Here is a 13,343-nt window from a genome sequence, read left to right as displayed (position 1 = left end):
AATCAGAATGACATCAAGGAGTTTTAAACTATTCCCACATCACTAAAATTGCGGCCATAGCGATCAAGACTAACCCTAGCATATCTTTTATCTTCACTTTTTCCTTCAACCAAAAAGTGGCAATCAAGATCATAAAGAAGACTTCAACTTGACCCAAAGTCTTCACATAAGGCACAGCCTGTAGCGACATAGCACTAAACCAGCCGATAGAACCTAAACAACTGGCGGTACTGGTGAGTAAAGTTAGCTTGGGACGCTGCCATAACGCTGTCAGTGTTGGTTTATCCTTAATTAACAGATAACTGACTAACACTAAGGTCTGTAGACTAATCACGAATAACAGCACCCAAGCGGCGCTATGGGGGAAGCCGATATTCAAACATAAACTTGCCTCCCGCACCCAAAGCGATGTTAGCGCAAACGAAGTACCACAGGCTAAACCAATCAATACCGTATTGAGCGACAGACTTCGAAGGCCTTGTTTGGCACTCATCAAAAAAATTGCCACACCACCTAGCAATACACCTGACCAACCTAATGGCGATAAATGCGTCCCAAAAAACACTGTCCCTAATATCGCCGCAACGACAGCTTCGCTCTTTGCTAGCCCTGCCCCAATGGCAAAGTTCTGTTGCTTGAACAGTTTTACCATCAAACCTGTTGCTAGGATTTGCATCGCCGATGCACCTAAAATAAAACCGATAAAACGGCCGCTAAAATCGGGGATACCGACATCCTGCCAAAGATATAAACCTGCTAGATACACGGCGGCAATAGGCCCTGCCCAAATAAAACGCGCTAAGGTCACGCCCGCAACACTCACCTCTTTACTCAGTTGGCTTTGAAACGCATTACGCCAAGCCTGCATAAATGCCGCCAGCAAAGTTAATAAGATCCACATGTAGGTATTCCGTAAAGAATGAGGTCGGCAATAAAGACGAGGGTTAGGCAAGCCTCATCATAAAACATTCATGTTTCAGATAGCCATGGGGTGATGGCAGTCTAATTGTTTCTGCTGAAAAACAAAGCCCCGAACGAGTCGGGGCTTTGAGATTTAATCACTAAGTCACTAATTCATTTAGTCTTAGCTTGCGATTACTTGCTGGTATCGATGGGATCGAAAGACTTAACCAAATCATCGATTGCTTTCATCTGCTTCAGATAATTTTCTAACTGATGCAAAGGCAGCGCACATGGGCCGTCGCACTTAGCGTTATCAGGATCGGGATGCGCTTCAATGAATAGACCCGCTAAACCTAGCGCCATACCGCTGCGCGCTAACTCGGTCGCTTGAGCACGACGCCCGCCCGCAGAATCGGCACGGCCACCTGGACGTTGCAGCGCATGGGTCGCATCGAAAATCACTGGGTAGCCAGATTGTTTCATCTCATCCATGCCCAACATATCAACGACTAAGTTGTTATAGCCGAAGCTTGAACCACGTTCACACAGGATGATCTCGTCATTACCCGCTTCGTTAAACTTAGTGATGATGTGGCGCATTTCGTGCGGCGCTAAAAACTGTGGCTTTTTCACGTTAATGATAGCGCCGGTTTTTGCCATAGCGACAACCAGATCTGTCTGACGGGCCAAGAATGCTGGCAACTGAATGATATCAACCACTTCAGCAACAGGTGCACACTGGTGCACTTCATGCACGTCAGTGATCAAAGGTAAGTTAAAGGTCTTTTTGATTTCTTCAAAAATCTTCAAACCTTCTTCCATACCTGGGCCACGGTAAGAGTTGATTGAAGAGCGATTCGCCTTATCAAAGGACGCCTTAAACACATAAGGAATACCCAGTTTTTGGGTCACTTCGGCGTAGGTTTCAGCAATCGACATAGCGAGATCGCGAGACTCAAGCACATTCATGCCACCAAACAACACGAAAGGTTTATCGTTAGCAATCTCGATTGAACCTAGGTTTATGATTTTATTACTCATCGCAACTTCTCTCTAAAATGCTGGAACCTTTCCCAGCGATGAACTGAATATAGGGCTAAGGCCGCTATGCTGCAACTAGCTGTAAAAGTTGACCACAGAGCCACGCCATGTAAGTCCCTAACGCATAACCAAATACGGCTAACAACACACCAACAGGCGCTAAAGCGGGGTGAAATGCCGCAGCAACAACAGGGGCAGATGCCGCACCGCCGACATTTGCTTGACTACCCACGGCCATGTAAAACAGCGGCGCTTTTATCAACTTAGCCACCAATAACATAAAGCCAGCATGCACTATCATCCACACAATACCGATTAAAAAGTACAAAGGTGTGTCGAGCACTTTACTCACATCCATATGCAGACCAATCGTCGCCACTAAGATGTAAAGGAAGGCCGACGCCACTTTCGATGCCCCCGCCGCCTCTAAATGGCGTACTGGGCTGAAGGACATCGCCAAACCAATAGTTGTGACTATCACCACTAACCAGAAAAACTTAGAGGTTAAGCTGTAATCTTCGGTCCAAGGGTAGTTCGCTTCAAAAAATGGCCCAAGGAAATCGGCGGCCATGTGGGCGATACCAGTGATCCCAAAGCCAACGGCGACAATCAGCATAAGATCGCGCAGATTAGGAATGCGTGCATTTTCAGCGTGATACTTTTCAACTTTTTCTTTTAACGCTTCAATTGCTGAGGTATCAGCACCCGTTCTGGCATCGATTTCTTTCGCCTTTGAGGCCATAAATAGCAACACAGCCATCCAGATATTGGCGACAATCACATCGACTGTCACCATCACAGAGAAAATATTGCCACCGACTACATAGATTTCTTTCATCGCCGCTTGGTTTGCGCCGCCACCAATCCAGCTTCCAGCTAAAGTCGTCATACCGCGCCATACTGCATCGGGACCATCTACCCCGATTAAAGAAGGCTCGATAACAGACACTAACAGCAAAGCAATCGGGCCACCGATGACAATGCCGACAGTGCCGGTTAAAAACATGATTAAGGCTTTTGGCCCTAAACTTAAAATCGCTTTTAAATCAACACTTAAAATCAACAAGACTAAACAAGCTGGCAGTAAATAACGTGACGCCACAAAATATAGTTGTGAGGTATTACCGTCGATCACCCCAAAGGTATTCAATAATGATGGCAAGAAATAGCACAACAAAAGGGCGGGAATAAAACGATAAAACTTCTGCCAAAAAGGATGACTACTGCTGCTGGTATAAAATACAAAACCTAGAATTGTCGCGAGTATCCCTAACGCCGTGGCATCGTTCGTCACTAAGGCCGTGCTTGTCATGCTAATTTCTCCCTGTTAATACAGTTATTATTTTATTTTTATTAGAGACTTAACCTTTAAGTCCCTGGGTCAAACTTCCATCTGCCCAGTATTATTATTTTGCTGATTGGATTGAACAGTTGATAAATAAGAAGAGCCCCGAAAGGCTCTGCTTTAATGGTAAATCTCGGCGTGCTCATTTAATTCTTTGAGCTGCATCTTCACGATTTCTATCACGGGATCGTGGGGGCTGTTATCGACAAAGTGCTGCAAATCAGCAGCCGCCACATTAATACAACCTAGCTGCTGGGCGATAAAGGCTCGCTCACGATTGAGGTGCACATCATCGCTATGCCATTGCAATAGCAAGCTGCAACATTCCATCGCCGCCTCAAATTGATGCGACACTATACAACCGGCTTTTAGCTCATGCAGCATGCGCGTCAGCAGTTTTTTCACCGTTGCTGGCTTTAAGTAACTCGCCTTAAGCTCGGCCGCATTGCCTAACTCGCCGCGCACTAACACATGCAACTGGTGACGGCTGAGCTCCTTGCCTGTCAAAGGATCCAGATAACTCACTTCACCAGCAATCTTGCAACGCAGCACAGTATTACCAGGTAGCAATATCGGTTCAAGCTCAAGATCTAACTGCTTCGCCAGTAACATCAAGACAGTTGCCAGCGTAGTGCTATTCCCTTGGCGGCTAATCAAGCAAGTGCCTAAATCCGCCGCCTCAGTACTAAAGTAGTTATCGCGGACACAAAAGCCTAAATCCTCGTAAAACCAATGCAACAGCGCATTAAAACGCTGTTGTTGGTCAACCAAGTAATGACTTAAGACGGCTCCCGCCATTTCAAACCAAGCCCATTTAGCGGCTTCAAGCTTAGAAAATCCAAGGTGCGCACCTACATCCAATGCCGACTCGGGCAATGAAATGCCATCTTGCAGAGTGTAGTTACCCATTAACCCAATAATACCGCTTGTTTAAAATGAGCCAATTTAGCAGCATAAACCAACCAGCCTATCGCGCCTAAGTAAGCAAATACTTTGAACAACTTGTTTCTGTTTGCCTTTATGGCAATCGCACCTAGGACAATGTAAGCAACTACAGCACCGATTTTTTCGGTCATCCAAGGATCCACAAAAGGAAATTGTTGGATCATAAAACACAGGGTTAAACCCGACAGCAATAAGAAAGTGTCGATAACATGGGGCGCTATCTTGAGCAGTTTCTTCTCCATCAAAGCCGATTGGCGCAGATGCAGAACAAAGCGCACGGTAAGCAGCAACACGCTCAACGCGATAAAGGTAAAATGCAGATGCTTAACCGCAGGATATAGACTGTAAAAAGTTTCCATTACGATACTTATGGTCAGTGACAAAGGCGCTAGTTTACCCTAATCCGTGACGGCATACCAATGCCTATCAGCCTAGATATTCAGAGCTAACATCATAAAAAATCAAACGAGAAGTAACGATGAATTTAAGCTTAATTAACGATGAATCAACCGAGTTCGCCGATGCTGTAAAACAAAAAATTGTCGAGTTCAACCAAGTCCAATGGCAGGGGCTTAGCCGTAAAAATCTCGGACTCAAATTACAAGATACCGAAGGTAAACTGTTAGCGGGAATAAGCGGCAAAACCTTCGGCAATTGGTTGTTAATTGAGTATCTGTGGGTCGATGGTACCCTAAGACACCAAAAAATCGGCACGCGCTTGCTATTAGAAGCAGAAAGCCAAGCAAAAGCGCGCGGCTGCCAATTTGCCCTGCTCGATACCTTAGATTTTCAAGCTAAGCCCTTCTATGAACGCCACGGCTATCGCGTACAGTGGATACAACAAGCCTACCCAGAAACCGGCAGTAAATTCTTTATGGTAAAAGTGTTGTGATGTTTGAGGTTGGCGATTTTAACCTTACATCTGCTTAAACTGACTCTTTAGAAAACAAAAACGCCATTGGCAATAACCAATGGCGTTCGATAAATCGGTATAACAGGGTAAATACCTTCACTTAAAGCAACGCGTTATTCTGCCCATTTACCCATAGTGCATCTGTCATTGCTGCCAAAGTCTCGCACTGTGGCGACATTCTCATAGCCCAGTTCAATAAGTTTAGCCCTGAGTTTTACCGCCTGTTCAAAACCATGTTCCAGCAGAATATAGCCGTTAGGCTTTAAGTAATCTCGGGCAGTGTTGGCAATATAGTAAAGATCGGCAAAGCCTTCCTCGGCGGCGGTTAACGCGCTTTGGGGCTCGAAACGCACATCACCTTGGTGCAAATGTTCGTCTGCTTCATCAATATAAGGTGGGTTTGAGACGATTAAATCAAAGTCACGCGACTTTACCGCGCTAAACCAATCGCTTTGAAGAATGTCGACCTGCGGCAGCTTTAAATTCTCACGGTTCGCGATAGCCAAAGCCACGGCATCATCGACTTTATCGACCGCGGTGATTTGCCATGACTCACGCTCAGACGCTAACGCCAACGCAATAGCCCCAGTGCCAGTACCTAAGTCGAGCACTTTGGCATAGGTTGAAAGCGGCAGGTTCAAAGCGGTTTCAACCAGAATTTCCGTGTCAGGACGCGGGATCAAAGTCGTGTCGTTAACGATAAAAGGCAGCGACCAAAATTCACGCTCACCAACAATATGTGCCACAGGCACGCCCTTTTGACGTTTCTGTACCATTTGCTGGAAACGTTTCCACTGCTCAACCGTCAGGGATTTTTCAGGCCAAGTATACAAATAGCTGCGGCTTTTATTGAGGCAATATAACAACAAAACCTCTGCATCCAGATGAGCGGATTCAGAGGTTGATGCTAACTGCACATAAGCCCATTGCAGGGCTTCGGCTATGCTAGATTGATCTGACAAAACTACCCCTGCTCGTCAGCCAGTGCGGCTAACTGGTCAGCTTGATGCTCTTGCATCAGAGGCAATAAAATAGCATCGAGATCGCCTTCCATCACTTCGTTCAAGCGATATAAAGTCAAGTTGATGCGGTGTTCGCTCACGCGGCCTTGCGGGAAGTTGTAAGTACGTACACGTTCGGAGCGATCACCACTGGCAACCAGACTACGACGGGTCGATTCTTCGGCGCTACGGCGTTTTTCGTCTTCAACAGCTTGAATACGTGCGGCCAGAACACTCATGGCTTGGGCACGGTTCTTGTGTTGCGAACGTTGATCTTGGCATTCCACCACTATCCCTGTTGGAATGTGGGTAATACGAATGGCAGAATCAGTTTTGTTAACGTGCTGACCACCCGCACCCGATGAACGGAAAGTATCAACTTTCAGATCGGCAGGATTGATTGAAATCGCTTCCGCTTCAGGCACTTCATGCAGTACAACCACAGTCACCGCAGAAGTATGCACACGACCTTGGGATTCGGTTTCTGGCACACGTTGTACGCGGTGACCGCCGGATTCAAACTTAAGTTTGCCGTATACGCCTTCACCGCTCACCTTCATGATCACTTCTTTAAAGCCACCATGTTCGCCTTCGTTACAGCTCATGATTTCGATCTGCCAGCGATTTGCTTCGGCATAACGGCTGTACATACGGAACAAATCGCCCGCGAAAATCGCGGCTTCATCACCGCCTGCACCTGCGCGGATCTCAACGAAGGCGTTTTTATCGTCGTCGGGATCTTTTGGCAGTAAAAGAATTTGCAGTTCATCTTCAAGATGCTCGAGTTTGGCCTTAGCGGCTTTCATCTCTTCCTGCGCCATTTCGCGCATTTCAGCATCGTCTTCTTCCAGCATTTCTTTGGCAGAATCGAGATCAGCCTGCGCTTGCTGATAGGCTTTAAAGCCAGCAACAACGTCTTCTAACTGGGCATATTCTTTCGATAACGCACGAAACCTGTCTTGATCAGAAATGACGCTAGCATCACCCAGCAAAGCCATGACTTCTTCATTGCGCTCGAGCAAGCCTTCCAGCTTGCGGATAACGGATTCCTTCATTTAACTCGCTAACCTTAGTGTTTATCTAATCCAAGCGCTGATCTTAACTGACCGAGAGTATTCAAATCGCCCTGACGACTCGCTGCCGTGAGGGCCTGTGTCGGTGCGTGGATAAGTTTGTTAGTCAGGCGATTGGCTAGTTCAATCAATACCTGCTCAGTATCTGAGCCCTGAGCTAGTTTATTCAGGGCACGTTCTACTAACTCATCTTTTACCGCCATGCTCTGGCTGCGATACTCGCGAATACTGTCGACCGACTCTAAAGAACGGATCCAATCCATAAATAAGAAAGATTGTTCTTCAGTAATTACTTCAGCTTGCTCGGCGGCTTCTTTTCGAGAAGCCATATTCTGTTCAATAATGCTATGCAGGTCGTCCACTGTATACAGAAACGCGTCATCCAAATCGGCGACTTCCGGCTCAATATCCCGGGGAACTGCTATATCAACCAATAACATAGGTTGATGGCGACGCTGCTTTAGCGCTTTTTCGACCATGCCTTTACCTAAGATAGGCAGAGGGCTGGCGGTAGAGGATATCACGATATCGGCTTTTGGGAGATAATCTGGTATCTGTGCCAGTGTAATTGCTGTTGCACCAAACTCCTCGCACATGCCTTGAGCACGTTCTAACGTCCGGTTTGCCACCACCATTGAAGCCACGCCGTTGTCTTTAAGATGCTTCGCAACCAGCTCTATGGTTTCACCCGCACCAATCAACAGCACTTTTGTGGTCGATATCGACGAGAAAATATGTTTCGCCATGCTAACAGCCGCAAATGCCACTGACACTGCGGCGGCACCAATTTCAGTGTCGGTGCGAACTTTCTTGGCAACTGAAAAAGTATTCTGAAAGAGTCTATCTATGGTTAGCGCAACCGTTCCAGCCTCTTTGGCCTTAACAAACGCTTGCTTAACTTGACCGAGAATTTGCGGCTCACCCAAGATCAACGAATCGAGCCCAGAAGCCACACGCATCAAATGCCTGACGGCATCTTGACCATGATAATTATAGAGACAAGGGGCGACGTCCTTATGATCAAGGCCGTGATATTCTTCAAGCCACGCAATAATGTCGGCCTCATCGCCGTTGTTGCAATACAACTCAGTGCGATTACAGGTCGAGACAATAACGGCTTCACCTGAGCGTGTACGACTGGCCAGACTCTTCATAGCGTCATGAATTTTGTCCGGAGAGAAGGCAACTTTCTCACGCAGGTCTACCGTGGCTGTTTTATGGTTAATACCGATTGCTACAAGGCTCATCTGACTCTTTCTAGATTCTTGGCGACTCTCTTAATAAGGGCATTCTACTGAATTGGCCCAACTAAAAACAGAATACGCTTAACAAAACCGAATAAAGGTCTAACTTCTTACCTAAATTTTCTATCAATAATAGGTAAGGCAAAATTTGTCCCAAGGGAGCAAATCTAAGTGACCGCCGATGGAAATTTTACGTTTGGCATTGGTATTCTTTCCAAGCCCTCGTATCATAAGGACTTTGGTATATCAGTCATAGATGAATAATTTGAAGCGCCTCACAAAAACCATTTTCTCTTGTTTTACCTTAAGCGCCCTACTTTTGCTGGCGGGGTGTGAAACCTTGCCGCCGATGACTGACCTAAGCCCAATCACAGTCACCGATGCGCGCCAAGCAAGCGCTTGGGAATTACAGGGAAAACTAGCAATAAAAACCCCTGACGATAAGCTCAGCGCGAATATCTACTGGCGCCACAGTGAAGATCGCGATGAGCTGACACTCACCACTATGCTGGGTACAACTGTGTTGACGCTTAACTCAACCCCGAACTCGGCCCATTTGCATATCGATGGCAAAGACTTTCGCGACGATAACGCCCAGCGTTTACTCGAGCGCGTCAGCGGTTGGTCCATCCCCTTGGCCGATTTACCTTTGTGGATCACAGGCCAAATTGGCCCCAACGATGAGATCGTCGAACGCGATAGCCAAGGTAAACCTAAACAGCTCACCAATACTCAAACCCCGCCACCTTGGCAGGTCGCATTTTTAAGTTGGCAATCCCAAAGCGGCGCCAGTGTGCCCCATCAATTAAAGCTTGAACGTGGCGATTTACAACTCAAACTACAGCTGAATCAATGGCAAGCTCTTGGCAAGCCCGCGATCTTAGTCGGAGAACAACCTTAAGATGCCCACTGCAATTTCCCGCAATTGGCCTGCGCCAGCCAAGCTCAACTTGTTTTTACACATTAATGGCCGCCGCGCCGACGGTTACCACGAACTGCAAACCTTGTTTCAGTTTATCGATTGCTGCGACATGCTCGATTTTAAGGTCACTGAAACCCCTGAACTGATTTTGCACTCCAATATGTCGGGCGTTGTCGCTGACAGCGATAACTTAATTCTGCGAGCCGCAAAATCATTACAGCAAACCACAGGCTTTAAAGGCGGCGCTGAGATCTGGCTAGATAAACGGCTACCCATGGGCGGCGGTTTAGGTGGCGGCTCGTCAGATGCTGCCACCACATTAGTGGCATTGAACACGTTATGGCACACCCAATTATCAACCGAAGAATTGGCAATAATCGGCCTTAAATTGGGTGCCGATATTCCTGTTTTTATTCATGGTTTCGCCGCTTTTGCCGAAGGTGTGGGTGAACGCTTACAAGCGGTAAATCCGAGTGAGCCTTGGTACTTAGTCATAGCTCCCGATGCGCATGTTTCCACCGCCGAAGTATTCCAAGATCCACTTTTACCGCGTGATACCCCGAAACTGGCCATAGATACTTTAATGAGCCAACCTTGGGCAAATGATTGCCAAAAACTCGTCGTTTCTAAATACCCTCAAGTTGCCAAGGCATTAGGCTGGCTGCTAGAATATGCGCCGTCGAGAATGACAGGAACAGGCGCATGCGTGTTCGGGGAATTCACACAACAGCAACAAGCTCTCGCAGCCTTGGCGAAATTACCGTCTGAAATGCAAGGATTTGTTGCACAAGGGATGAATATTTCGCCGCTCATCACGCGACTCAATCACCCTTAAACTACTTTCTTCTAGAGTAACCACTTAACGATAACGCCTCGGGTTCCTCCCGTCCCTACATCGTCGTTACTCTAGCCACTAAAATATAAAGCAAACGCCTGAGGTTCATACAGTGCCCGACATCAAGCTCTTTGCTGGGAACGCCACCCCCAGTCTCGCTAAAAAGATAGCCGATCGTCTATTTTGCAAACTCGGAGACGCAGTGGTTGGTCGTTTCAGCGATGGTGAAATCAGTGTCCAAATTAACGAAAATGTACGTGGAGCCGATGTGTTCATCATCCAATCCACTTGCGCGCCGACAAACGACAACCTGATGGAACTCATCGTGATGGTTGACGCGCTGCGCCGTGCATCAGCTGGCCGTATCACAGCCGTTATTCCTTACTTTGGTTATGCTCGTCAAGACCGTCGCGTTCGTAGCGCCCGTGTACCTATTACTGCAAAAGTGGTTGCCGATTTCCTGTCTAGCGTGGGTGTTGACCGCGTTCTGACCTGTGACCTGCACGCTGAGCAAATCCAAGGTTTCTTCGATGTTCCTGTTGATAACGTATTTGGTAGCCCTGTGCTGCTAGAAGATATGTTAGCGAAGAACTTAGATAATCCAGTGGTTGTTTCTCCAGACATCGGTGGTGTTGTTCGCGCTCGCGCAGTAGCAAAACTGCTCGATGATTCTGATTTAGCGATCATTGATAAACGTCGCCCACAAGCGAACGTTGCGCAGGTTATGCACATCATTGGTGATGTTCAAGGTCGTGACTGCATTATCGTTGACGATATGATCGACACAGGCGGCACTCTGTGTAAAGCGGCTGAAGCCTTAAAAGAACATGGTGCGAACCGCGTATTTGCTTACGCAACTCACCCAGTATTCTCTGGCAAAGCGGCTGAAAATATCGCTAACTCAGTGATTGATGAAGTGATTGTGACTGACACAGTTCCTTTAAGCCCAGAAATGTTGAAAGTGGCTAAAGTGACTCAGTTAACTATGTCTGCGGTACTGGCTGAGGCAATTCGTCGCGTAAGCAACGAAGAGTCTATCTCTGCCATGTTCCGTCACTAATAGTCTGTTACTGAACGTTCTGACTAATCTGAGTGGTTCCTATGCACAGTGTGCTGTTTTAACGAATAACTAAGCTTGCAGAGCTAATCACTCAGACATAAAAACGCACTCCTCGGAGTGCGTTTTTGTTAGTGTATTTTCTAAGCTAGCTTTTGCTCATCAGATTAGCATTGGCTTTTAAATATTAGATTTTAAAATTACTGACCGCACGGAATAAAAATTCAGCCTGCGCTTTCAGCTCATCCGATGCCGACGCATTCGCATCTGCCGCATGGGAGGATTCCTCGGCGATATCGCGGATCACTACCACGTTCTTATTCACTTCGGCCGCCACCATGCTTTGCTCTTCAATCGCCGCAGCAATTTGAGTACTCATATCCATAATGTTACGCACATCTGTATTGATAAGCTTAAGTAAGGCACCAGCACTTGCCGCTTGCTCCGCACTCTCAACACCTTGTTTTTGGCTCGATTCCATCAATTGCACAATCGAGCGAGTCCGCGTCTGTAAGGTCTGAATAATGTTCGCAATCTCTTGGGTTGACGATTGTGTCCGCATCGCTAAGTTACGCACTTCATCGGCAACCACTGCAAAACCACGGCCCTGTTCACCTGCACGTGCCGCTTCAATCGCGGCATTCAAGGCTAAAAGGTTAGTTTGCTCAGCAATGCCGCGGATCACATCTAACACACTACCAATAGTCTCACTGTCACGCTCCAATTCACCGATGACCGCAGCAGAGCTATTGAGCTGCTCAGCAAGCGACTGAATTTTATGGATAGTTTGCTCAACTTCTAATTGACCGCTTTGCGCATTATCATGCGTCTTACCCGCTTTCAACGCCGCTAACTCAGTAGTTTTAGCAATTTCGTCAATGGTTGCGCCCATTTCTGTTATCGCCGTTGCAACCATATCGGTCTCATTGAGCTGTTGGCCCACGCCTTCAGAGGCAAGCATGGCATTTTCAGATACGCGCTTACAGGAAGTGTTAATCGTCGCGACCGACTCTATCACTTGTTCAATCAATTGCTGGAAGCTAGTCACCATACTATTGAAATGCTGCGCAATTTCACCGAGTTCATCTTGGGTGGAGGCATCGCACCTCAATGTCAGATCTTTACTCACCTCGATGCGAGAAATGATCTGCGTGATACGCTCAACCGGCGCGATAATACTGCGGATAATCAAGTAGGTAATGATTGATAGTAGTAACGCAATAAAGATAAACACAGTAATACCGACATTAACGCTACTACTCTCAGCATCATCAATAGCCTTAAGAGCCAAATTTTTCAAGTCACTCGTACTGCTCTCAGTTTGCTGGTTTGCAGCTAAAACTCGCGCCATAGTACCGTCATTTTCGGTCAAACCAAGCTGCTGTTCTTTATTAATTAAGCTTTTGAAATCCTTTTGATATTGGGTAATAAGCTCTTCAATTTTTCGTTGAGTATCAATATCGATACTCGAGGCACGAAGCTTGTCATTAAACTTACCAATATTAGTATCGAAGGTTTCGACATAACTTAGCTCACGACGCAGCATAAAATCCTTTTCGTTACGCCTAAGTTGCAGCATTGCGGCTTCGAGTGCGGGCTGATCAAATTCCTTGAGTAGCGTTTCAACGTTATGCACCGCAGCTCGTAATGTACCGTACAAACCTGTTTTAGGTGTTAAGCCAATCTCTTGTTGTAGCTGCACCACTTCAGAAAAAGCGGCTTGATACTGATTTAAATTACGGTCAAAACTTTCAAGTGAGGCAGTCGACACCCCATATTCTTTAAAGACTTTCTCTAACTCAGGGACAATACTGTCGATTGCCATGTGGCTTTGCTTATGCAGCTCGACATATTTCAAATCCTTGCGAGCGAAAAAGTCCTTTTCATTTTTACGCAAAATTAAGACGTCGCGCTCTAAATCAAGCACACTTTGAGCCGCGTTAGAAAGTTCCGATTTCACCGAATTTGAATAGAGTTGTAATCCAAACATGGCAATTAGTGCCGAAATAGACACTGCAGCACTGAGTAACAACTTTGAGCGGATTAGCATAGAAAGTCCCCGAA

Annotated in this window: 13 protein-coding genes; 4 read left to right on the top strand and 9 right to left on the bottom strand. The window is 46.6% G+C overall.

The genetic code is table 11. The features are described 5' to 3' along the window. Nucleotides 1–28: 28 nt before the first annotated feature. The 5 genes from K5Q99_RS19965 to K5Q99_RS19945 all read right to left on the bottom strand — a co-directional run bounded on the left by K5Q99_RS19965 (nucleotide 29) and on the right by K5Q99_RS19945 (nucleotide 4,593). Nucleotides 29–901: a DMT family transporter gene (locus tag K5Q99_RS19965; RefSeq protein ID WP_220777905.1), complete on the bottom strand. Its 873-nt coding sequence runs from the start codon at nucleotides 899–901 to the stop codon at nucleotides 29–31. Nucleotides 902–1,095: 194 nt separating this feature from the next. After that, complete coding sequence (gene kdsA, locus K5Q99_RS19960; protein WP_071938555.1) at nucleotides 1,096–1,944, bottom strand: 3-deoxy-8-phosphooctulonate synthase; 849 nt, start codon at nucleotides 1,942–1,944, stop codon at nucleotides 1,096–1,098. 64 nt (nucleotides 1,945–2,008) lie between these two features. After that, nucleotides 2,009–3,256, bottom strand: a complete 1,248-nt coding sequence (locus K5Q99_RS19955; RefSeq protein WP_006084074.1) for a DUF819 family protein — start codon at nucleotides 3,254–3,256, stop codon at nucleotides 2,009–2,011. A gap of 153 nt (nucleotides 3,257–3,409) precedes the next feature. Further along, nucleotides 3,410–4,198 (bottom strand): SirB1 family protein, encoded by a 789-nt coding sequence (locus tag K5Q99_RS19950; protein WP_006080264.1) that lies wholly within the window; start codon nucleotides 4,196–4,198, stop codon nucleotides 3,410–3,412. After that, the gene (locus K5Q99_RS19945) at nucleotides 4,198–4,593 is read right to left on the bottom strand and encodes a SirB2 family protein (protein ID WP_006080263.1); all 396 of its coding nucleotides are present in this window, start codon (nucleotides 4,591–4,593) and stop codon (nucleotides 4,198–4,200) included. The genes K5Q99_RS19950 and K5Q99_RS19945 overlap by 1 nt, the downstream gene beginning before the upstream one ends. A gap of 119 nt (nucleotides 4,594–4,712) precedes the next feature. Here K5Q99_RS19945 and K5Q99_RS19940 point away from each other — a divergent pair, with 119 nt between their 5' ends. Then, nucleotides 4,713–5,126 carry a GNAT family N-acetyltransferase gene (locus K5Q99_RS19940; RefSeq protein ID WP_220777904.1) on the top strand — a complete coding sequence of 138 codons (414 nt, stop codon included), beginning with the start codon at nucleotides 4,713–4,715 and terminating at the stop codon, nucleotides 5,124–5,126. 134 nt (nucleotides 5,127–5,260) lie between these two features. On the opposite strand, the gene prmC is transcribed toward K5Q99_RS19940, so the two are convergent. The 3 genes from prmC to hemA are packed head-to-tail and all read right to left on the bottom strand — an operon-like array spanning nucleotide 5,261 to nucleotide 8,468. Then, the gene (gene prmC / locus K5Q99_RS19935) at nucleotides 5,261–6,109 is read right to left on the bottom strand and encodes a peptide chain release factor N(5)-glutamine methyltransferase (protein ID WP_107403806.1); all 849 of its coding nucleotides are present in this window, start codon (nucleotides 6,107–6,109) and stop codon (nucleotides 5,261–5,263) included. Nucleotides 6,110–6,111: 2 nt separating this feature from the next. After that, nucleotides 6,112–7,203: a peptide chain release factor 1 gene (gene prfA, locus K5Q99_RS19930; protein ID WP_012090152.1), complete on the bottom strand. Its 1,092-nt coding sequence runs from the start codon at nucleotides 7,201–7,203 to the stop codon at nucleotides 6,112–6,114. Nucleotides 7,204–7,217: 14 nt separating this feature from the next. Then, a complete protein-coding gene (gene hemA, locus K5Q99_RS19925; protein WP_012090153.1) occupies nucleotides 7,218–8,468 on the bottom strand; it encodes a glutamyl-tRNA reductase in 1,251 nt (416 codons plus the stop codon). A 253-nt stretch (nucleotides 8,469–8,721) separates the two neighbouring features. Between hemA and lolB the strand changes: the two genes are divergently transcribed. The 3 genes from lolB to K5Q99_RS19910 all read left to right on the top strand — a co-directional run bounded on the left by lolB (nucleotide 8,722) and on the right by K5Q99_RS19910 (nucleotide 11,282). Continuing rightward, a complete protein-coding gene (gene lolB / locus K5Q99_RS19920) occupies nucleotides 8,722–9,366 on the top strand; it encodes a lipoprotein insertase outer membrane protein LolB (protein ID WP_106651577.1) in 645 nt (214 codons plus the stop codon). Nucleotide 9,367: 1 nt separating this feature from the next. Further along, entirely contained in the window at nucleotides 9,368–10,222 is an 855-nt protein-coding gene (ispE, locus tag K5Q99_RS19915) for a 4-(cytidine 5'-diphospho)-2-C-methyl-D-erythritol kinase (RefSeq protein ID WP_220777903.1), read from the top strand. 112 nt (nucleotides 10,223–10,334) lie between these two features. Continuing rightward, nucleotides 10,335–11,282, top strand: coding sequence for a ribose-phosphate pyrophosphokinase (locus tag K5Q99_RS19910; RefSeq protein ID WP_006080255.1), 948 nt, complete (start codon nucleotides 10,335–10,337; stop codon nucleotides 11,280–11,282). Between the two features lie 184 nt (nucleotides 11,283–11,466). Here K5Q99_RS19910 and K5Q99_RS19905 read toward each other — a convergent pair whose 3' ends face one another. Continuing rightward, the gene (locus K5Q99_RS19905) at nucleotides 11,467–13,329 is read right to left on the bottom strand and encodes a methyl-accepting chemotaxis protein (protein ID WP_220777906.1); all 1,863 of its coding nucleotides are present in this window, start codon (nucleotides 13,327–13,329) and stop codon (nucleotides 11,467–11,469) included. Between the last annotated feature and the right edge of the window lie 14 nt (nucleotides 13,330–13,343).

It is taken from the genome of Shewanella hafniensis (assembly GCF_019655335.1).
GTDB lineage: Bacteria > Pseudomonadota > Gammaproteobacteria > Enterobacterales > Shewanellaceae > Shewanella > Shewanella hafniensis.
Note: the sequence above shows the minus strand (reverse complement) of the source record. Positions and strands in the feature narration are given on the sequence as shown.

Excerpts from the sequence above, each read along its gene's own strand:
- K5Q99_RS19965 (WP_220777905.1), bottom strand. The coding sequence starts at position 901 with ATGTGGATCTTATTAACTTTGCTGGCGGCATTTATGCAGGCTTGGCGT.
- kdsA (WP_071938555.1), bottom strand. The coding sequence starts at position 1,944 with ATGAGTAATAAAATCATAAACCTAGGTTCAATCGAGATTGCTAACGAT.
- K5Q99_RS19955 (WP_006084074.1), bottom strand. The coding sequence starts at position 3,256 with ATGACAAGCACGGCCTTAGTGACGAACGATGCCACGGCGTTAGGGATA.
- K5Q99_RS19950 (WP_006080264.1), bottom strand. The coding sequence starts at position 4,198 with ATGGGTAACTACACTCTGCAAGATGGCATTTCATTGCCCGAGTCGGCA.
- K5Q99_RS19945 (WP_006080263.1), bottom strand. The coding sequence starts at position 4,593 with ATGGAAACTTTTTACAGTCTATATCCTGCGGTTAAGCATCTGCATTTT.
- K5Q99_RS19940 (WP_220777904.1), top strand. The coding sequence starts at position 4,713 with ATGAATTTAAGCTTAATTAACGATGAATCAACCGAGTTCGCCGATGCT.
- prfA (WP_012090152.1), bottom strand. The coding sequence starts at position 7,203 with ATGAAGGAATCCGTTATCCGCAAGCTGGAAGGCTTGCTCGAGCGCAAT.
- hemA (WP_012090153.1), bottom strand. The coding sequence starts at position 8,468 with ATGAGCCTTGTAGCAATCGGTATTAACCATAAAACAGCCACGGTAGAC.
- lolB (WP_106651577.1), top strand. The coding sequence starts at position 8,722 with ATGAATAATTTGAAGCGCCTCACAAAAACCATTTTCTCTTGTTTTACC.
- ispE (WP_220777903.1), top strand. The coding sequence starts at position 9,368 with ATGCCCACTGCAATTTCCCGCAATTGGCCTGCGCCAGCCAAGCTCAAC.
- K5Q99_RS19905 (WP_220777906.1), bottom strand. The coding sequence starts at position 13,329 with ATGCTAATCCGCTCAAAGTTGTTACTCAGTGCTGCAGTGTCTATTTCG.